Here is a 20,610-nt window from a genome sequence, read left to right on the forward strand (position 1 = left end):
GCCTTTTTCAACAGGCACCCGTTCGGTCCTCCAGTGAGTGTTACCTCACCTTCAACCTGCTCATGGCTAGATCACTAGGTTTCGGGTCTAATACAACGAACTTGACGCCCTATTCAGACTCGCTTTCGCTACGCCTTCGCCTATCGGCTTAAGCTTGCTCGTTAAATTAAGTCGCTGGCCCATAATACAAAAGGTACGATGTCACCCAGAACGAATCTTGGGCTCCATCTGTTTGTAGGTGTCCGGTTTCAGGTCTATTTCACTCCCCTCGTCGGGGTGCTTTTCACCTTTCCCTCACGGTACTGGTTCACTATCGGTCGCTGAGGAGTACTTAGGCTTGGAGGGTGGTCCCCCCGCGTTCAGACAGGATTTCACGTGTCCCGCCTTACTCGTGGATACATCATCGAATTACTCGTACGGGGCTATCACCCTCTGAGGCCCAGCTTTCCTGACTGGTTCCGATTGTCTTTGATGTATCACTGGCCTGGTCCGCGTTCGCTCGCCACTACTAACGGAGTCTCTGTTGATGTCCTTTCCTCCAGGTACTTAGATGTTTCAGTTCCCTGGGTTTGCTTGAAACCTCCTATGTATTCAGAAGTCTCATACCTTCTCTTGATAACCGGAAATCCAAAACCTCGCGGTCATGGTCCCGATCATTTCTGGTCGAACACCAAGACACAAGGTCTTGGAGTTCCGGCTATCGAAGGTGGGTTTCCCCATTCGGAAATCCATGGATCAAAGCTTCTTCGCAGCTCCCCACGGCTTATCGCAGCGTAGCACGTCCTTCATCGCCTCTCAGCGCCAAGGCATCCACCGAACACCCTTAAGGCACTTGATTGCTCTCATTATCAATGTCCACACACTCGGCAGAATGTTGTCTGCAGAATTACCTTGCGGCACGCGCCCTCGATGAACGCTATCTGCAGCCGGACAATGATTAGAAAGACCAGCTTGCTTCGTAAGATCGTTCCGATAGCGAGGCGGTCAAGCTTCGCTAAAAGGATCATTTACAACTCGCTTGTCTTTCCAGCGCAGCCTTGTGAGCTACTCTTGAAAGACGCACGAGCGCCGAAATGATCCGGAGATAATGAAGTCTCGCGTAGCAATTGCTTGCTGCACGATCCAACTCGGATCGATCTCCTCTTTACGATGTCAGAAATCACGCAACTTGCTGTCTATCCAGACTAACAAGATGCGAAGTGATGTTTCGCGGACGATTGTAGGTGCACGATCAGTCGATGATCAAACCATCTGGTGGAGCCAGACGGGATCGAACCGACGACCTCATGCTTGCAAAGCACGCGCTCTCCCAGCTGAGCTATGGCCCCGTAACCAGAAGACGAATGCTTGCTTGATTAGCCTGCCTTCGCCAAGGCTACGGCACGGCAGCCTTCATATCGAAGGGCTCGCCTAGCCGAAGCAGCGAAGCGCGAAGGCTGGTGGGCCTGGGAAGACTTGAACTTCCGACCTCACGCTTATCAAGCGCGCGCTCTAACCAACTGAGCTACAAGCCCCTAACGCATATCCAGTCAAGGACCAGGGATTCTGCAAGCTTGCAGCCCCAGCGCGTGTTCGTCCGCGAAGAAAGAGAAACGAAGACGGCGAAATCCCGCCAATGCAGCTCAACAATCCTGACGATTGTTGGCCACTGATGTTTCTAAAACGATCCGATAGTGAGCCGAAGCTCGCTGAAGGATCATCCTTAGAAAGGAGGTGATCCAGCCGCAGGTTCCCCTACGGCTACCTTGTTACGACTTCACCCCAGTCGCTGACCCTACCGTGGCCGGCTGCCTCCCTTGCGGGTTAGCGCACCGTCTTCAGGTAAAACCAACTCCCATGGTGTGACGGGCGGTGTGTACAAGGCCCGGGAACGTATTCACCGTGGCGTGCTGATCCACGATTACTAGCGATTCCAACTTCATGGGCTCGAGTTGCAGAGCCCAATCCGAACTGAGACGGCTTTTTGAGATTTGCGAAGGGTCGCCCCTTAGCATCCCATTGTCACCGCCATTGTAGCACGTGTGTAGCCCAGCCCGTAAGGGCCATGAGGACTTGACGTCATCCCCACCTTCCTCGCGGCTTATCACCGGCAGTCTCCTTAGAGTGCTCAACTAAATGGTAGCAACTAAGGACGGGGGTTGCGCTCGTTGCGGGACTTAACCCAACATCTCACGACACGAGCTGACGACAGCCATGCAGCACCTGTGTTCCAGGCTCCGAAGAGAAGGTCACATCTCTGCGACCGGTCCTGGACATGTCAAGGGCTGGTAAGGTTCTGCGCGTTGCGTCGAATTAAACCACATGCTCCACCGCTTGTGCGGGCCCCCGTCAATTCCTTTGAGTTTTAATCTTGCGACCGTACTCCCCAGGCGGAATGCTTAAAGCGTTAGCTGCGCCACTAGTGAGTAAACCCACTAACGGCTGGCATTCATCGTTTACGGCGTGGACTACCAGGGTATCTAATCCTGTTTGCTCCCCACGCTTTCGTGCCTCAGCGTCAGTATCGGGCCAGTGAGCCGCCTTCGCCACTGGTGTTCTTGCGAATATCTACGAATTTCACCTCTACACTCGCAGTTCCACTCACCTCTCCCGAACTCAAGATCTTCAGTATCAAAGGCAGTTCTGGAGTTGAGCTCCAGGATTTCACCCCTGACTTAAAGACCCGCCTACGCACCCTTTACGCCCAGTGATTCCGAGCAACGCTAGCCCCCTTCGTATTACCGCGGCTGCTGGCACGAAGTTAGCCGGGGCTTATTCTTGCGGTACCGTCATTATCTTCCCGCACAAAAGAGCTTTACAACCCTAGGGCCTTCATCACTCACGCGGCATGGCTGGATCAGGGTTGCCCCCATTGTCCAATATTCCCCACTGCTGCCTCCCGTAGGAGTTTGGGCCGTGTCTCAGTCCCAATGTGGCTGATCATCCTCTCAGACCAGCTACTGATCGTCGCCTTGGTGAGCCATTACCTCACCAACTAGCTAATCAGACGCGGGCCGATCTTTCGGCGATAAATCTTTCCCCGTAAGGGCTTATCCGGTATTAGCACAAGTTTCCCTGTGTTGTTCCGAACCAAAAGGTACGTTCCCACGCGTTACTCACCCGTCTGCCGCTGACGTATTGCTACGCCCGCTCGACTTGCATGTGTTAAGCCTGCCGCCAGCGTTCGCTCTGAGCCAGGATCAAACTCTCAAGTTGGACTTGAACTTTGAACCGGCTGATCACAACGTTTGACGAGGTCCCACCATTATCGACCGAAGTCGATGTGCTGCCTGCGATTCACATCGCTGGCAACGATGGTGTTTCCTTTGAAACGTGTACCGCCGAAGTCTTTCGTCCGGTCCCGACCAGAAAAGCCGAAGCTTTTCAGGAGCGAGACCCGCAAGGACTCCGCCGTCCACGTTTCTCTTTCTTCATCTTCACTTGTCAAACAGCCCGGGACCGTGGAGGCCCCAACCTTCCTGAGAGGAAGGGTTCCGACACCCTTACCGACGATGGATGAACTCCAATCGACTTACGTCGACTGTTGTGTCACTCAACAAGGTGAGGAGCATCAGTGGCGCGTTCGCTCGCCTTGGTCAGTGACCCGGCGGCGCCGCGCTCAGTGGTCGGGTTATAGGCCCCCGCACTCGGGATTGTCAACGCCCATTGTCAACAAATCGTCGCACGGTGGATTGTCGCGAAAAACAACGTGTTTCCAGGCGGTTACAAGGACCGCAGATGCGCCGATCCGGTCGGGCCGGTGAAAAAACTTGAAAAAAGTTTGGGCCCCAGGGGGCTCCGGAGCCGACCTGGGAGGGGTTGTGGGTGGGACAGGGAAGCAACCTGGCGAGCCACCTGGGAAGCCACATCGGAAGCCACATGGGGAACGGCTTGGCGAGTGGATTGGCGCGCGGGTCGGGATCGACACAGGGTACTTGGGGAGGGCTTGAGGGGCGGCTTACCGTACCTTCGCGGTGGGAAGCAGCTTGCAGCACCCTCTCGGGAGGCCCCCGCCCTCCGGCCGTTCGGGAAACTTTTTCGATGACAGGCGCCGTACTTGAGCCACAATCCCGCGGCGTTCTGATAAGAGACAAGCTTGAATCGCAGGGATGCCAGTGGGGGCTGCCGGCGGTTTTCATGGGGTCAGAGGAAGGCGATCTTGCAGATGACGCGGCCTTCCTCCGACATTCGAGAGACATCGAGAGAGCTTCACCCGTCCAGCTGTTCGTAATTTCGGCCGGCCCCACCCGAGGGGCCTTCTGAGCACGGACGCCTGCGCGGCTTGCCTTTTCCGGCGATCCCCCTTCAAGAGGGCGACCAGGACGAGGTTCGAAAGCGGGCATCTTGGGTCGTTGATTGGGGGACTTGCGTTGAACCACAGGACATCACGCGGCGCTTACGGGCGTGAGACCGGGATCATCGATCTCGGCCACGAGCCGCCGCTGTCCGTCGATGGTTCTGAAGCCGCCGTAATCGACCGCCGCCGCGTCTCGGTGCAATGGTTCAGCGGGACAATCTTGACCGGACTCTGCGGCGCAGCCCTGATCGGCGGCGCCGTTTTCGCATCGCTCGACGGCGAGATGACCTTCGCCAAGGTGCCGGAGCGGGTCGAGGGCGCGTTGCGCGGTGCATTCGGCGCCGCCGATCGCGCCGCCACGCTGCACAAGAGCGACCGCCTGCCGCCACCGAGCGAATCCACGGCGTCCCGCAACATCATGCGCGTCTCCACGGTGGCGCGCGTCGGCAACCGCGACGTGATGCGGGTGCGCCCCTTCGTCCGAATCGCCGGCAATCTGTCGATGACGACGAGCGACCTGTCGGCGAAGATCCCGCCGTTCAACGCCCAGCGCCTGCTCACCGATGTCGGCTCCGATCCGAAGACCGCGTCCGACGATCCCAACAATCCCGAAGCGGTCGAGCCCGACGCCGAAGTGTCCTTTGTCACCAAGGACCTGTCGCCGGTGCTGCCGAAGGCCAAGATTTCCGCGGTGGTGGCGCTCGACGACATCCTGATGCGGGTGCGCGATGCCGCCAACTGGCGCGGCAATGGCGGAGTGCGCTACGCCTCGCTCGCCAATGCCGCAGCCGACGTCTCCGGCGCGACCGGCCCGTCCGACATCAGAACCGCCTACGCCGCCGAAGCTTCGCCCTCCGATCCCTATGCCGGCTTCGAGACGCGCGTGGTGCCGGAAAACGTCACGCTTCTGCCCAAGACCAAGGAGCAGATCACCGGCGGCAATCCCAACGGCGAACGCGTCCATCTGGTCAAGAAGGGCGACAGCGTCGCCTCGGTGCTGCGCGATCTCGGCGCGAACGCCGACGAGATCAAGGCGATCACCGCGACGCTCGGCCCCCGCGGCCGCGACGGCGGCCTCAAGGACGGCGAGAAGCTCCGCATCCTGATGGCGCCGGCGAGTCCTGGCGCCCGCCTCCAGCCCTATCGCGTCGTCGTCGCCAACGAGACCATGGTCGAGGCGATCGCGGCGCTGTCCGATCTCGGCAAATACGTCGCGGTCGACGTCTCCAGCATGAACACCGTCGCCGATGCCGCGGCCAGCGCCAGCAGCGATGACGACGATGATGACGACGGCTCCGGCGTGCGGCTCTACCAGAGCATCTACGAGACCGCGATGCGCAACAAAGTGCCGATGCCGGTCATCGACGACATGATCAAGATCTACTCCTACGACGTCGATTTCCAGCGCAAGGTGCAGCCGGGCGATTCCTTCGACGTGTTCTACGCCGGCGAGGACGAGGGCGTGACGTCGACGGAGAAGAACGACGTGCTGTTCGCCTCTCTCACGGTCGGCGGCGAGACCAAGAAATACTACCGCTACCAGAGCCCCGACGACGGCGTCGTCGACTACTATGACGAGACCGGCAAGAGCGCGAAGAAATTCCTGGTCAGAAAGCCCGTCAACAACGCCATCATGCGCTCCGGCTTCGGCGGCCGCCGCCACCCGATCCTGGGCTATGTGAAGATGCACACCGGCGTCGACTGGGCCACCGCCTACGGCACGCCGATTTTCGCGTCCGGCAACGGCGTGATCGAGAAGGCCGGCCCCGAAGGCGGCTACGGCAAATATATCCGCATCAAGCACAACAACGGCTACGAGACGGCCTACGGCCACATGTCGGCGTTCGCCAAGGGCATGGAGATCGGCAAGAAGGTGCGGCAGGGCCAGGTGATCGGCTTCGTCGGCTCATCCGGCCTGTCGACCGGCCCGCACGTCCATTACGAGATCCTGGTCAACGGCCGCTTCGTCGACCCGATGCGTGTGAAGCTGCCGCGCGGCCGTTCGCTCGAGGGCCCGATGCTCGCAGGCTTCGAGAAGGAGCGCGACCGGCTCGACGGCATGATGAGCGGCCGCGGCGGCGCCATCGCCCGCATGTCGGATGCGACCGGCGGCCCGTTGCAGGTCAGCAACCGCTAATTGCAACCGGTCGGCATCGGCCGGACATCTCAAGATCCGATCCGAATTGGACGTTCTCGCGCGAGGCGCGCTTGGCGGCGGCTCAACGTCAAGTTTTGTTTGCCAAAGCGGCACCAGGGGCGAATACTTTCCAAAAAACGGGAGGTCTCGCCATGAAGAACAGGCTCGCCTGCGCAGCATTCGTCGCTGCCCTTTTCGCTACCACGAGCGTATCGGCCGAGACTTGGGAGGTCACCAAGCTGGTCCAGGGCTCGGCGTTCCATGGCGTGCATGGGCTCGGCATCGACAAGGCCGGCCACCTGTTCGCCGGCAGCGTCGCCGGCGCGGCGCTCTACGAGGTCGACATATCAGGCGGTACCGCCAAGGTTGCAATCCCCTCGCCGATCGGAATGGCCGACGACATTGCCTTCGCGCCCGACGGCACCATGGCCTGGACCGGATTCCTCACCGGCGATCTCTATGCGCGCAAGGGCGACGGCCCGATCAAGAAGCTCGCGAGCGGCCTTCCCGGCATCAACTCGCTCGCCTTCCGCAAGGACGGCAGGCTCTACGCCACCACCGTTTTCCTCGGCGACACGCTCTATGAGATCGACGTCGAGGGCGTGAAGCCGCCGCGCCAGATCATGGAGAAGATGGGCGGCCTCAACGGCTTCGAGTTCGGTCCCGACGACAAGCTCTACGGTCCGCTCTGGTTCAAGGGCCAGGTCGCAAAAGTCGACGTCGACAAGTCCGAGCTGACCGTCGTCGCCGACGGCTTCAAGGTCCCGGCCGCGGTGAACTTCGATTCCAAGGGCAATCTCTTTGTGGTCGACACCGCGCTCGGCCAGCTCGTCCGCGTCGATCCCAAATCGGGCGCCAAGACCATGGTCGCACAATTGAAGCCGTCACTGGACAATCTCGCCATCGACGACAAGGACCGCATCTACGTCTCCAACATGGCCGACAACGGCATCCAGGAGGTCGACCCCGCGACCGGCCAGGCCAGGCAGATCATCATCGGCAAGCTCGCTTTGCCCGGCGGCATCGGCGTCACCTCGGAGAACGGCAAGGATACGATCCACCTCGCCGACGTGTTCGCCTATCGCACGGTGGATGGGGCGACCGGCGAGGTCACCGAAAAGGCGCGCATGCACGCCGCCGACACCACGCTCGAATATCCCATGAGCGCGACGGCGCGGGGCAACGACGTGGTGCTGTCGAGCTGGTTCACCGGCACGGTGCAGGTGATCGACGCCAAGACCGGCGCGACGCGCGACATGCTGCATGGCTTCAAGGCGCCGCATGATGCGATCGTGCTCGCCGACGGCAGCATTTTGGTCGCCGAGCTCGGCACCAAGTCGCTGGTCAAGGTGAGCGGTGAGCACGGCAAGGATCGCACCACGCTGATCGGCGACCTCGAGGGCCCGGTCGGGCTCGTTCGTGGCAAGACCGACGAGGTCTACGTCACCGACGCCTTTGCGGGCACTGTCTCGAAGATCGACAGCAACGGCGAAAAGACTGTGGTCGCCAAGGAGCTGAAGATGCCGGAGGGCATTGCGCGCGGCAGCGACGGCAAGCTGATCGTTGCGGAAGTCGGCGCCAAACGGCTGATCGAGATCGCGCCGGAGAGCGGCAAGATCACCGAGATCGCGGCCAATCTCCCGATCGGCCTCGCGGGCGCTCCTGGAGGGTTGCCGACCAACATTCCGACAGGCGTGGCGGTCGGGGCGACGGGGGTGATCTACTTCTCGTCCGACATCGAGAACGCGATCTACAAGGTCTCGAAGAAATAGCGATCGACCGGGGGGCAAGCCGGGCAAGAACAATTCGCCCCGGAGAGGATGACCTCTCCGGGGCGATAATGTTTAACGGCGACCGCCCGCGTTTCAGTTCAGCTTGCGCTTCGCCACCGGCGCCTCGAACTGGGTGATCTCGGCGGTCTGCGGCGCCTTGCCGTTGAAGGTCAGGACGTTGCCTTCGGACGAGATCGCGACAGTATCGCCGTCCCTGACGTCGCCGGCGAGGATCATCTCGGCGAGCGGGTCCTGGACGTGACGCTGGATCACGCGCTTCAGCGGCCTTGCGCCGTAGGCGGGATCCCAGCCCTTGGCGGCGAGCCAGTCGCGTCCGGCGGCATCGAGCGTCAGCACGATCTTGCGATCGGTCAGCAGCCTCTGCAGCCGCGCGAACTGGATCTCGACGATCCGGCCCATCTCGCTCCGCTGCAAGCGGTGGAACAGGATGATCTCGTCGACGCGGTTGAGGAATTCGGGGCGGAAATGCCCGCGCACCATTGCCATCACCTGCTCGCGCACGGCCGAGGTGTCCTCGCCCTCCGGCTGGTTCACCAGGAATTCCGAACCGAGGTTCGAGGTCATGATGATCAGCGTGTTGCGGAAGTCGACGGTGCGGCCCTGGCCGTCGGTCAGGCGGCCGTCGTCGAGCACCTGCAACAGGACGTTGAAGACGTCAGGATGCGCCTTCTCGATCTCGTCGAACAGCACCACCTGGTAGGGCCGGCGCCGCACGGCCTCGGTGAGCGCGCCGCCTTCGTCATAACCGACATAGCCCGGAGGCGCACCGATCAGCCGCGAGACCGAGTGCTTCTCCATGTATTCGGACATGTCGAGGCGGACCATCGCGGTCTCGTCGTTGAACAGATACTCCGCGAGCGCCTTGGTCAGCTCGGTCTTGCCGACGCCGGTGGGCCCCAAGAACATGAACGAGCCCGTGGGGCGGTTCGGGTCCTGCAAGCCCGCGCGCGAGCGACGCACGGCGGTTGCGACCGCGCGCACGGCCTCGGCCTGGCCGACGACGCGGGTGCCGAGCTGCTCCTCCATCTTCAGGAGCTTTTCCTTCTCGCCCTCCAGCATCTTGTCGACGGGCACGCCGGTCCAGCGCGAGACCACCTGCGCGATGTGGTTGGCGGTGACCGCCTCCTCCATCATCTCGCCGGAGCCTTCACGCGCCTCGATATCCGCAAGCTGCTTCTCGAGCTGCGGGATCCGGCCATAGGCGAGCTCGCCGGCCTTCTGGAATTCGCCGCGACGCTGGGCGTCGGCGAGATCGACGCGCAGCGCGTCAAGCTCCGACTTCAGCTTCTGGGCGTTGGAGAGCTTGTTCTTCTCCGCGCTCCAGCGTGCCGTCAGCGCCGCGGACTTCTCCTCGAGCTCGGCGAGCTCTTTCTGGAGCGCCTCGAGACGGGACTTGGAGCCGGGATCGCTTTCCTTCTTGAGAGCTTCCTGCTCGATCTTGAGCCGGATGATCTCGCGGTCGAGCGAATCCAGCTCTTCCGGCTTGGAATCGACCTGCATCTTCAGCCGCGCAGCCGCCTCGTCCATCAGGTCGATCGCCTTGTCGGGCAGGAAGCGGTCGGTGATGTAGCGGTTCGACAGCGTCGTCGCGGCCACCAGCGCGGAATCCGTGATCCGCACGCCGTGGTGCTGCTCGTACTTGTCCTTGAGGCCGCGCAGGATCGAAATGGTGTCCTCGACCGAAGGCTCGCTGACGAAGATCGGCTGGAAGCGCCGCGCCAGCGCGGCGTCCTTCTCGACGTGCTTCTGGTACTCGTCGAGCGTGGTCGCGCCGATGCAGTGCAGCTCGCCGCGGGCGAGCGCGGGCTTGAGCAGATTGGAGGCGTCCATCGCGCCGTCGCCTTTGCCGGCGCCGATCAGGGTGTGCATCTCGTCGATGAAGAGAACGTAGGTGCCCTCGCTCGCGGTCACCTCCTGGAGCACGGCCTTCAACCGCTCCTCGAACTCACCGCGGTATTTTGCGCCCGCGATCAGCGCGCCGAGGTCGAGCGAGAGCAGCTTCTTGTCCTTCAGGCTCTCCGGCACGTCGCCGTTGACGATGCGCAGCGCCAACCCTTCCGCGATGGCGGTCTTGCCGACGCCGGGCTCGCCGATCAGGACGGGATTGTTCTTGGTCCGGCGCGACAGCACCTGGATCGTACGGCGGATTTCCTCGTCGCGGCCGATCACCGGATCGAGCTTGCCGTCGCGCGCGGCCTGGGTCAGGTCGCGGGCATATTTCTTCAGCGCGTCATAGGCGTTCTCGGCGGTCGCGCTGTCGGCCGTGCGGCCCTTGCGCAGCGCCTCGATCGCCGCATTGAGGTTTTGCGGGGTGACGCCGCCCTTGGCGAGGATGGTGCCGGCCTCGCTGGTTTTTTCCAGCGTCAGGCCGAGCAGCAGCCGCTCGACGGTGACGAAGCTGTCGCCAGCCTTCTCGCCGGCCTTTTCGGCGGCATCAAAAGTGCGGGCGAGCTCGGGCGCCAGATAGATCTGGCCGGCGCCGCCACCGCTGACCTTCGGCACCTTGCCGAGGGCATCCTCGGTCGCCTTCAGGATTGCGCGGGAATTGCCGCCGGCGCGGTCGATCAGACCGGAAGCCAGCCCCTCATTGTCGTCCAGCAGGACCTTGAGCACGTGCAGGGTGGAGAACTGCTGGTGCCCCTCGCGCATCGCGAGCGACTGCGCTGACTGGACGAAGCCCCTGGAGCGTTCGGTGTATTTGTCGATATTCATCTTTTCTGTCCCTCGGCCTGCCCTCAGGGCCCTCTAAGGCACCCCAAACGGCATCTTCATTGGGTTTCCGATTACCGCATTGACGTTTCTCAACCGGTAACGGTCGTCTTCTGTCGGCGTTGCCGCCGGCCTGAGCCAGATGTGGGAAGCAGGTTGCGGATGCGAAAGAGGCGCGTTCACAATTTCGTGCGCCGATCCGTCGGCTTGGCGGGGCCAGGTCGAATCCCTTAAGTAGCGTCATGACAGCCAGCCAGACTGCCGAAATCACCGGCCTTTACCGCTACCCGATCAAGGGCCTGACGCCGGAGGCCCTGCGCCGCGTCCCCTTGCGGACCGGCCAGACCCTGCCCGCCGACCGCCGCTACGCCATCGAGAATGGCCCGAGCGGCTTCGATCCCGAGGCGCCCGAGTGGAAGCCGAAAATCCAGTTTCTGATGCTCGCACGAAATGAGCGGCTTGCCGAGCTCGACAGCCGCTTCGACGATGCCACCCATGTCTTGACCATCCGCAAGGACGGCCAGATCGTCGCCAGCGGCGATCTGGAAACCGCGGTCGGGCGCGCCGCCATCGAGCGCTACTTCGCGGAAAATTTCCAGCCGGAGCTGAAGGGCCCGCCGAAGCTGCTGTCCGGCCGCGATCACAGCTTCTCCGACGTCGCCCGGAAGGTGGTCTCCATCATCAATCTCGGCAGCGTCCGCGCCATCGAGACCATGCTGGGCGGGACCGCCGTGCATCCGCTGCGCTTCCGCGCCAATCTCTACGTGAAGGGCTGGCCGGCCTGGTCAGAGCTCGATCTCGTCGGCCAGACGCTGGCGATCGGCGCGGCGCGCCTGAAAGTGGTCAAGCGCATCGTCCGCTGCCCGGCCACCAATGTCGACCCGGTGACGGCCAAGCGCGATCTCGAGATACCGCCGACGCTCTCGCGCAATCTCGGCCACATGGACTGCGGCATCTATGCCGAGGTGATCGAAGGTGGCGAGATCAGCGTCGGCGATGCGGTCGCGGTGGAAGAGCCGAAGCTGGTTTGAGCCGGCACCGGTACCGTAGGGTGGGCAAAGCGACTTGTCCGCCATAGCTCGAAGAGCGACGGCGGAAGCGTGCCCACGCAATATCTGCGACGGAGAGAGATGGTGGGCACGGCGCAAGTTCCCACCCTACGGCTCCGTCCTTAGTTCGGCATCAAATATGCGTAGATCCGGCCGCGCGAGACCGGCGCCTCGCGGACGCGGTTGCCGTTGTTGCCGGAGATCATGATCGGATTGCCCTGTGCATCGATGCCGGTAATGATGCCGACATGACCGCCGCGGCGACCGCGCGACATCACTGCGATGGCGCCGACCTGCGGACCGGAGACGCGGGTGCCGTAGCGGGCGAACGAGCTCGCCATGTCGGAGCCTGAGCCCTTATGGCCGGTATGCTCCAGCACCATGTTCATGAAGCGCGCGCACCACAGGCTGCCGCGCCCGGTCGGATTGCCGCCGACATAGCGGCGCGCCTCGGACACCAGGCTCGATCCGCCGCCGAAGCCGCCGCTTGCAGCCATGGTGTTGTTGGCCATGCCGCCGCTGTTGGCGTTCGGATCATAGCTCGCCTGGGTGTCGGCGAATCCGCTCGCCCGCAACTGCGCCGCGCTGCGCTCGAAGCGCGAGCTGCGTGCATGGTGGCGGTAATGATGATGTCTGGCGTGGTGCACGTGTGCGTGCCGCTCTGCGCTATGACGATGATGCGGCCGCGCTGAGGCCGGAGAAACGAACGCGGCAACCGCCGCGAAGAAGATCGCCAGCGCGACTACACAACGCGACAGGCGAGACGCAAACAACTCAAACATTCTTCATCCTTCGTTGACACCCCACTTCCCGATCGGCCCGTGCAACGGCCGACATCGGTCTGGCCGTTAAGCCGTCCGATGTGGCGAGAAAAAGACGCGGGCTGCCTGCGAATAGCTGTGATGATTTTGCGCCGACACTGATCGAGGCCGCCGCATTGCGGACAACAGCATTAACTGCAATCCTGCAAAGGCGGCTTGAAGAGAGGGAAACGGTTAATGCCCCACGCCACGACCAGGGACGACGTCCGCATCTATTTTGAGGAAGCGGGTCAGGGAACGCCGATCATTTTTCTGCACGAGTTCGCGGCCGACTACACCAATTGGGAGCCGCAGATGCGTTACTTCTCGCGCGGCCACCGCTGCATCACCTATTCGGCGCGCGGCTACACGCCGTCGGACGTGCCGGAGGGCGAGGTTTACAGCTACACGCATTTCTATAGCGATGCGCTCGCGGTGCTCGATCATCTCAAGATTGAGCGCGCGCATCTGGTCGGCCTGTCGATGGGCGCCTACTCCTCGCTCCAGATCGGGCTCAACGCGCCGCAGCGCGCGTTGTCGATGACGCTGGCCGGCGTCGGCTCCGGCTCGGAGATCGAGAACCTGGAGGCCTGGCGCAAGCAGTGCCGCGCCAATGCCGAGCAGTTCGAGACGCTGGGCTCCGCCGAGGTCGCGAAAGTCACGCGCGAGGCGCCGAGCCGGATTCCCTTCCTGGTGAAGGATCCCCGCGGCCACGCCGATTTCTACGCCGCGCTGGCGCGCCACGACGCCAAGGGGTCGGCACGCACGATGCGCGGCTTCCAGGGCCGCCGCCCCTCGATTTACACGATGACGGATGCGATCAAGCGCGCATCGACGCCGGCGCTGATCATCTGCGGCGACGAGGACGATCTATGCGTCGGACCGAGCCTGTTCCTGAAGAAGCATCTGCCTGCGGCGGGGCTGGCGATGTTTCCGAAGTCGGGCCACGTGCTCAATCTCGAAGAGCCCGCGCTGTTCAACGCGAGCGTGGAGCGCTTCGTGGCGCTGGTTGAGGCCGGGCGATGGCCGGTGCGTGATCCCAGGTCGCTGGCGCATTAGGCACAGGCGCAGCAAATACTCCGTCGCGTAGCCCGGATGGAGCGAAAGCGTAATCCGGGATTGTCAACGCGGCGCGACTTGCCCCGGATTGCGCTGCGCTTCATCCGGGCTACGGGGTTCGGTTAGGTCTGCACTATGAAACGCCCCGCGCTCTCAACTCCGTCACCCTGAGGTGGCCGCTTCTTCAGCGGCCCTCGAAGGGCGACGGCCACGCTCTCGCCACAGCGAGAGATGAGCACGCCGAAACACTCGGCCGCTCATCCTTCGAGGCTCCCGGCGCGATGCTTCGCATCGCGCCACTCGCGCCTCAGGATGACGGGTCAGGCCGCAGCAGGCGAGAAAAACTACTTCCCCCCGCCGCGGCTGAGCAAGAACACCGCCTGCTCGCCGAACATGTTCCACACCCACCAGGGCAGATTCAGCGGCACCGGGCGGCCGTAGAGATCGAGCGCGACCGAGCGCTCCATCTTGACGTTGATCTCGTCGCAGAGCTGCACGAAATCCTTGATGGTGCAGAAATGGATGTTGGCGGTGTCGTACCATGTCGCCGGCAAATTCTCGGTGCGCGGCATGTGGCCGCCGACCAGGAGCTGCAGCCGCATCTTCCAGAAACCGAAATTCGGGAACGAGACGATGGCGCGGCGGCCGATGCGCAGCAGATTCTCCAGCACCACGCGCGGCTGCCGCGTCGCCTGCAGCGTCTGCGACAGGATCACATAGTCGAAGGCGTCATCCGGATAATTGACGAGATCGGTGTCGGCGTCGCCCTGCACCACCGCAAGGCCCTTGGCGACGCAGCGATTGACGCCCTCGCGCGACAGCTCGATGCCGCGGCCGTCGATGCCGCGCGTCTCCAGCAGCTGGAGCAGATCGCCCTCGCCGCAGCCGACGTCGAGCACCTTCGAGCCGGGCTTCACCATCTCGGCGACCAGCAGATGATCGGCGCGATATTGACCGGACGAGGTGGTCGTCACGCCGTTCAGCGGCAGCGCTTCCTGTACAGACATCGCTAGCCGTCCTTCTTGCCGGTGAGCCCGCGCGCCTTGCCGGCGGATTGCAGGAAGGCGCGGGAGATGTCGAAGAATTCGGGAACGTCGAGCAGGAAGGCGTCATGGCCGCGATCGGTCTCGATCTCGGCGAACGACACCCGCGCGCTCGATGCATTCAGCGCGTGCACCAGCGCGCGCGATTCCGAGGTCGGAAACAGCCAGTCGCTGGTGAAGGAGACCACGCAGAAGCGGGTCTTGATGTCGACGAACGCCTTGGCGAGCACGCCGCCTTGGTCGGCGGCGATGTCGAAATAGTCCATCGCGCGCGTCAGATAGAGGTACGAGTTGGCATCGAAGCGCTCGACGAAGGACGAGCCCTGGTAGCGCAGATAGCTCTCGACCTGGAAGTCGGCGTCGAACGAGAAGGTCGGCAGCTCGCGGTCCTGCATGCGCCGGCCGAATTTTCGATGCAGCGCCGCATCCGAGAGATAGGTGATGTGCGCCGCCATCCGCGCCACCGCGAGCCCGCGATGCGGATGGATGCCGTGATCGGCATAGCCGCCGCCGTGCCAGTCGGGATCGGCCATCACGGCCTGGCGGCCGAGCTCGTGGAAGGCGATGTTCTGCGCCGAGTGCCGAGTCGCGCAGGCAATCGCCAGCGCGGAGAACACGCGGCCCGGATAGGCGGCGGTCCATTGCAGTACCTGCATGCCGCCCATCGAGCCGCCGACCACCGCAAACAGCGTGTCGACGCCGAGCCGGTCGACCAGCATCGCCTGCGCACGCACCATATCGGGGATGGTGATGACCGGGAAATCCAGGCCCCAGACCTTGCCGGTGGCAGGATTGATCGAGGCCGGCCCGGTCGAGCCCATGCAGCCGCCGATCACGTTGGAGCAGATGATGAAGTAGTGCTTGGGATCAATCGGACGTCCAGGGCCGACCAACGTCTCCCACCAGCCGGGCTTGCCGGTGACGGGATGCACATTGGCGACATGTTGATCGCCGGTCAGCGCATGGCAGATCAGCACCGCGTTGGAGCGATCGGCGTTGAGCTCGCCATAGGTCTGGTAGGCGATCTGGAACGGGGTGAGATCGACGCCGCAATCGAGCCGCAGCGGCTGCTCGGCGCCGAAATGCGCGATCTGCGAGCTTGGATGATCCACCTCGTGCGACCGCTCGTCGGCGCTGATCGCAGGACTCGGTATCGACTTGACGCCACCCATCTGACCATCGACCTCGTTTGCGATCAAACGCGTGATCGCCACTTGCATCAGGCCATGAAAAACCCGGCCTGAACGATAGGTTCGGCCGGGATCGGAAGCGTCCCCGGCCTGTTTAGCGAGTTTTTTAACGTGGCTGCAAGCCGGCCGGCTCAAATGACCACGGAACGGGCAAAAACTACCGTCTTGGGTGGTTTTCGTCAAGTCGCGGCCGGGATCGGCCCAATTCGTCTCTCTCGCGTCATCCGAAAAGGACGTGATTTCTCTTTGCTTTCGCCGTCCCGACTGCCTAATCAGGACATCCCCCATCGAAACCATCGACAGCCAGACATGTCCCAACGTCCGCCCGCGCCACCATCGCTCCAGGAACTGCGCAAGGAGATCGACGCGATCGACGAGGGCATGCATCGCCTGCTGATGCAACGCGGCGACATCATCGATCGCCTGATCCAGGTGAAGCAGACCCAGGAGGTCGGCTCGGCGTTCCGCCCCGCGCGCGAGGCCGCCATGATGCGTGACCTCGTGCAGCGTCATCGCGGCATCCTGCCGCTCGACACGGTCGAGAGCATCTGGCGCGTCATCATCTCGACGTTCACTTACGTGCAGGCGCCGTTCTCGGTGCATGCCGACATCTCGGCGAGTGAGCCGGCGATGCGCGATTCCGCGCGCTTCCATTTTGGCTTCACGGTGCCTTACGTCGCGCATTTCAGCGCACAGGCCGCGGTCGAGGCGGTGGCGAAATCCAAGGGCGATCTGGCGCTGGTCTCGGCGACGTCGAGCCGCACGCCATGGTGGCTCTTGCTCGAAACGGAAGGCGCGCCGAAGATCATCGCGCGGATGCCCTTCGTCGAGCGCGCCGACCATCCGGCGGCGCTGCCGGTGTTCGCGATCTCGCGGGTCGCCGACAGCGCCCTGGTGACGGAGGTCGAGACCTTCAGCGTCCGCGTCTCCGGCTGGAACGCCGAGGTCGCGCGGGCCCTTTCGCCGCTCGCCGAGATCGTGGCGGTACCCGACACCGCCTTCGACGGCGCAGCGCTGCTGGTCTCGGTCACGAATGCGACCAGCATCGACAAAATCAGGGCTGCCCTGATCGAGGCGGGGGCCTCGGTGCGCTCCACGGCCCTCGTCGGCAGCCACGCAACGCGCTATACGGTGCCCCCGACCGGGGCGAAATCGTAAACCACGCGCCGCGCCCCGCCATTTTCGGAGTTCAAGATGTCCCGCCCCGTGCCGAATCCCGGCATTCTCGATATTGCGCCCTACACGCCCGGCAAGAGCCCGGTCGCGGAGCCGGGCCGCAAGGTGTTCAAGCTGTCGGCCAACGAGACGCCGTTCGGGCCTTCGCCCAAGGCAATCGAGGCCTTCAAGCACGTGGCGGACCACCTGGAAGACTATCCGGAAGGAACCTCGCGCGTGTTGCGCGAGGCGATCGGCCGCTCCTTCGGTCTCGACCCCAACCGCATCATCTGCGGCGCCGGCTCCGACGAGATCCTCAATCTGCTGGCGCACACCTATCTCAGCCACGGCGACGAGGCGATCTCCACCACGCACGGCTTCCTGGTCTATCCGATCGCGACCATGGCGGTCGGTGCCAAGAACGTCATCGCGCAGGAGACCAATCTGACCTGCGACGTCGACGCCATCCTCAAGGCAGTGACGCCGAAGACAAAGCTGGTTTGGCTCGCCAATCCCAACAATCCGACCGGCACCTATGTGCCGTTCGACGAGGTCAAGCGCCTGCGCGCCGGCCTGCCGTCGCACGTGCTGCTGGTGCTCGATGCCGCCTATTGCGACTACGTCTCGCGCAACGATTACGAGATGGGGATCGAGCTGGTCGCCACCACCGAGAATACGGTGGTGACGCACACCTTCTCCAAGATCCACGGCCTCGCCGCACTGCGCATCGGCTGGATGTTCGGCCCCGAGCACATCATCGACGCGGTCAACCGCATCCGCGGCCCCTTCAACGTGTCGACACCGGCGATGTATGCCGCGGTCGCCGCGATCGAGGACACCGCGCACCAGGCGATGTCGAAGCAATTCACCGAGACATGGCGCAACTGGCTGACCGAGGAGATCGGCAAGCTCGGACTGAAGGTGACGCCGAGCGTCGCCAATTTCGTGCTGATCCACTTCCCGACCGACAAGGGCAAGACCGCTGACGACGCCGACGCTTTCCTGACCAAGCGCGGCCTCGTGCTGCGCGGCTTGAAGAATTACGGCCTGCCGCATTCGCTGCGCATGACCATCGGCACCGAGGAGGCCAACCGCCTCGTCGTCGAAGGCCTGCGCGACTTCATGGCCGGCAAATGAGCGAGCAAGCGCACTTCCAGCGCGTCGCGCTGATCGGCTTCGGCCTGATCGGCGGCTCGATCGCGCGCGCTGCGAAGCTCCAGGGCCTGGCGGACGAGATCGTCACCACCGCGCGCTCGGAGAAGACGCGCGCGCGTGTGATGGAGCTCGGCATCGTCGACCAGGTCGTGGCGACCAATGCGGACGCGGTGAAGGATGCCGATCTCGTCATCCTCTGCATTCCCGTCGGCGCCTGCGGCGAGGTCGCGCAGGAGATCGCCGCGCATCTGAAGCCCGGCGCAATTATCTCTGACGTCGGCTCGGTCAAGGGCGCCATCGTCAGGGACATGGCGCCGCATCTGCCGAAGACCGTTCATTTCGTGCCGGCGCATCCCGTCGCGGGCACCGAGCATTCGGGGCCGGATTCGGGTTTCGCCGAGCTCTTCATCAATCGCTGGTGCATCCTCACCCCGCCGGAAGGCGTCGATGCGGCCGCGACCGATCGCCTGCGCGCGTTCTGGGCGGCGATGGGCGCCAAGGTCGAGGTCATGACGCCGGATCATCACGATCTCGTGCTCGCGATCACCAGCCATCTGCCGCATCTGATCGCCTACACCATCGTCGGCACCGCCGACGAGCTGGCGCAGGTGACGGAGTCCGAGGTGATCAAGTTCTCCGCCGGCGGTTTCCGCGATTTCACCCGCATCGCGGCGTCCGATCCGACGATGTGGCGCGACGTCTTCCTCGCCAACAAGGAGGCGGTGCTGGAAATGCTCGGCACCTTCACCGAGGATCTCGCAAAACTCACCCGCGCGATCCGGCGCGGCGACGGCGAGGCGCTGTTCGACCATTTCACCCGCACCCGCGCCATCCGCCGCGGCATCGTCGAGATCGGCCAGGATTCGGCGGCCGCGGATTTCGGCCGCCAGCACGGGGCGCTGAAGAAGCCGTGAGTTCGTAGCCCGGATGGAGCGCAAGCGTAATCCGGGATTCTTGATCGCGGCTGGCACCGTCCCGGATTGCGCTTCGCTCCATCCGGGCTACGGCAGCTACGCCACCTAATACAGCGGCGGGATCTGGCCGACCTTGACCGGGCCGAGCAGCACGGCGCCGTCGACGAACTTCAGCGGGAAGCTTCTCGCCTTCTTGCCTTCCAGCATGCTCTCGGTGCCGATCGAGTTGATGCCGGCGGCAACGCCGGCATTGGCGTTCTGCTTGATCACCTTGCCGAGGCCGGGAACGGCGCGATCGAGCGCGCCGAACAGATTGTTGAGGTCCTGCGACTTCACCCCGGGCGCGACGCGGTCGAGCGTGGCCTGCGGCACACCCTCCTCCAGCATCTTCTCGATGCCCAGCGCCGGGATCACGCGCTCGAGCCCCGTCACCGTCATCTGCAATTCGCCGTGGAGCCGGCCGTTGGCCGAGAGGGCGAGCGTGCCGGCCGCAACCGCGATCATCTCGCCCTGCTGAATCCGCGACTGCACGATCTCGATGTGGCCGCCGGCGGCCTGGATCTCGCGGAAGCGCTGCGGCCAGGGCTTTGGCGTCAGGTCTGACAGGCCCGTGATCTTGGCGCGCGTGTCCGCCTCGAACGGCTCGGCAAGCAGGGGATGAACGCCCTGGATGCTGCCCTGCGCGACATGGAGCACGGTCTCGATCACGGGATGATCGGCCGGCGAGCCATCCGCGAGGCGTCCGTGCAGCTCGACCTGCTTGGCGCGCGCGAGCGGCACCTGCATGCTGCCGTCGAGACGATTGATGTTGGGATCGTCGAACACGATGGAGGCGCGGTCCGGCACGGCCGGCAGGCCGACCACGCTGCTGCGGCCCTTGCTCCAGTTCACCACGAAGGTGTTCTGCGTGACGCCGTCGGTCAGCGTCGCGGGCGCTGAGAATTCGGCGATGACGAGCTTGGGATCGTACACCTGGGCAACGACCAGGATGTTGTCGAGCTTGGCCGTGAACGGCGTCTTGCTGGCATTCTGCGAGACCAGGGCGACGCTGGCGCCGGAGCACTGGACCTCGAAGCGGAACGGGAAGCCGGCGATCGAGCGCTTGGCGCAATCATAGATGCGGCCCGACTTGGCCTCCTGCGCCCGCCACGCGTCGGCGGCCACTTCGGCCTGCGAGGCCGCGTAGAACCAGAAGCAGCTCCAGGCGACGGCGAGGATCAGGACGATGACGGGGGCAATGAAAAGGCCCCAACGGGAACGGCGGCCTGCGGCAACGGTCATATTGGACATGCGGCGACCCTTTGGCCCCAGATTTTGGCAAATGTAAGCG

At 63.5% G+C, this 20,610-nt stretch carries 12 protein-coding genes, 2 tRNA genes, 2 rRNA genes and 1 riboswitch (1 of these 17 only partly in view); of the genes, 7 read left to right on the forward strand and 9 right to left on the reverse strand.

The annotated features are described in order from the left end of the window. The 4 genes from GGD65_RS22645 to GGD65_RS22660 form a co-directional block, all read right to left on the reverse strand. A 23S ribosomal RNA gene (locus tag GGD65_RS22645) occupies positions 1 to 838 on the reverse strand; it reaches 2,008 nt to the left of the window's first position. Between the two features lie 414 nt (positions 839 to 1,252). Further along, positions 1,253 to 1,328 (reverse strand) — tRNA-Ala (locus GGD65_RS22650). 109 nt (positions 1,329 to 1,437) lie between these two features. After that, positions 1,438 to 1,514, reverse strand: a tRNA-Ile gene (locus GGD65_RS22655). Positions 1,515 to 1,706: 192 nt separating this feature from the next. Beyond that, positions 1,707 to 3,195: ribosomal RNA gene (locus GGD65_RS22660) — 16S ribosomal RNA — on the reverse strand. The 16S and 23S rRNA genes sit together here with 2 tRNA genes alongside, the layout of an rRNA operon. 1,154 nt (positions 3,196 to 4,349) lie before the next feature. On the opposite strand from GGD65_RS22660, the gene GGD65_RS22665 reads away from it, so the two are divergent. Together GGD65_RS22665 and GGD65_RS22670 are read left to right on the forward strand one after the other, a co-directional pair. Then, positions 4,350 to 6,413 (forward strand): M23 family metallopeptidase, encoded by a 2,064-nt coding sequence (locus GGD65_RS22665; RefSeq protein ID WP_026201632.1) that lies wholly within the window; start codon positions 4,350 to 4,352, stop codon positions 6,411 to 6,413. A 152-nt stretch (positions 6,414 to 6,565) separates the two neighbouring features. Beyond that, positions 6,566 to 8,185: an SMP-30/gluconolactonase/LRE family protein gene (locus GGD65_RS22670; protein WP_183236664.1), complete on the forward strand. Its 1,620-nt coding sequence runs from the start codon at positions 6,566 to 6,568 to the stop codon at positions 8,183 to 8,185. A 93-nt stretch (positions 8,186 to 8,278) separates the two neighbouring features. Here GGD65_RS22670 and clpB read toward each other — a convergent pair whose 3' ends face one another. Next, positions 8,279 to 10,918, reverse strand: a complete 2,640-nt coding sequence (gene clpB, locus GGD65_RS22675; RefSeq protein ID WP_179731856.1) for an ATP-dependent chaperone ClpB — start codon at positions 10,916 to 10,918, stop codon at positions 8,279 to 8,281. A gap of 239 nt (positions 10,919 to 11,157) precedes the next feature. On the opposite strand from clpB, the gene GGD65_RS22680 reads away from it, so the two are divergent. Continuing rightward, positions 11,158 to 11,946: an MOSC domain-containing protein gene (locus GGD65_RS22680; RefSeq protein WP_183236665.1), complete on the forward strand. Its 789-nt coding sequence runs from the start codon at positions 11,158 to 11,160 to the stop codon at positions 11,944 to 11,946. A gap of 140 nt (positions 11,947 to 12,086) precedes the next feature. Here the strand turns inward: GGD65_RS22680 and GGD65_RS22685 are convergent, their stop codons facing one another. After that, positions 12,087 to 12,746 (reverse strand): TIGR02594 family protein, encoded by a 660-nt coding sequence (locus tag GGD65_RS22685; protein WP_183236666.1) that lies wholly within the window; start codon positions 12,744 to 12,746, stop codon positions 12,087 to 12,089. A gap of 216 nt (positions 12,747 to 12,962) precedes the next feature. Here GGD65_RS22685 and GGD65_RS22690 point away from each other — a divergent pair, with 216 nt between their 5' ends. Next, on the forward strand, positions 12,963 to 13,823 hold the full coding sequence (locus GGD65_RS22690; protein WP_183236667.1) for an alpha/beta fold hydrolase: 861 nt from the start codon (positions 12,963 to 12,965) through the stop codon (positions 13,821 to 13,823). Between the two features lie 344 nt (positions 13,824 to 14,167). On the opposite strand, the gene metW is transcribed toward GGD65_RS22690, so the two are convergent. Both metW and GGD65_RS22700 read right to left on the reverse strand, forming a co-directional pair. After that, positions 14,168 to 14,830 (reverse strand): methionine biosynthesis protein MetW, encoded by a 663-nt coding sequence (gene metW / locus GGD65_RS22695; protein WP_018316242.1) that lies wholly within the window; start codon positions 14,828 to 14,830, stop codon positions 14,168 to 14,170. A gap of 2 nt (positions 14,831 to 14,832) precedes the next feature. Next, complete coding sequence (locus GGD65_RS22700) at positions 14,833 to 16,038, reverse strand: homoserine O-acetyltransferase (RefSeq protein ID WP_026201634.1); 1,206 nt, start codon at positions 16,036 to 16,038, stop codon at positions 14,833 to 14,835. A gap of 91 nt (positions 16,039 to 16,129) precedes the next feature. Beyond that, positions 16,130 to 16,209: riboswitch (SAM riboswitch) on the reverse strand. Positions 16,210 to 16,365: 156 nt separating this feature from the next. Here GGD65_RS22700 and GGD65_RS22705 point away from each other — a divergent pair. The 3 genes from GGD65_RS22705 to GGD65_RS22715 are packed head-to-tail and all read left to right on the forward strand — an operon-like array spanning position 16,366 to position 19,280. Beyond that, positions 16,366 to 17,214: a chorismate mutase gene (locus GGD65_RS22705; protein ID WP_183236668.1), complete on the forward strand. Its 849-nt coding sequence runs from the start codon at positions 16,366 to 16,368 to the stop codon at positions 17,212 to 17,214. Positions 17,215 to 17,250: 36 nt separating this feature from the next. Then, complete coding sequence (gene hisC, locus GGD65_RS22710; protein WP_183236669.1) at positions 17,251 to 18,348, forward strand: histidinol-phosphate transaminase; 1,098 nt, start codon at positions 17,251 to 17,253, stop codon at positions 18,346 to 18,348. Continuing rightward, a complete protein-coding gene (locus tag GGD65_RS22715) occupies positions 18,345 to 19,280 on the forward strand; it encodes a prephenate/arogenate dehydrogenase family protein (protein WP_183236670.1) in 936 nt (311 codons plus the stop codon). The genes hisC and GGD65_RS22715 overlap by 4 nt, the downstream gene beginning before the upstream one ends. A gap of 105 nt (positions 19,281 to 19,385) precedes the next feature. Here GGD65_RS22715 and GGD65_RS22720 read toward each other — a convergent pair whose 3' ends face one another. Further along, on the reverse strand, positions 19,386 to 20,570 hold the full coding sequence (locus GGD65_RS22720) for a DUF2125 domain-containing protein (protein WP_183236671.1): 1,185 nt from the start codon (positions 20,568 to 20,570) through the stop codon (positions 19,386 to 19,388). Between the last annotated feature and the right edge of the window lie 40 nt (positions 20,571 to 20,610).

The organism is Bradyrhizobium sp. CIR18, assembly GCF_014198295.1.
In the GTDB taxonomy this organism is placed as follows: domain Bacteria; phylum Pseudomonadota; class Alphaproteobacteria; order Rhizobiales; family Xanthobacteraceae; genus Bradyrhizobium.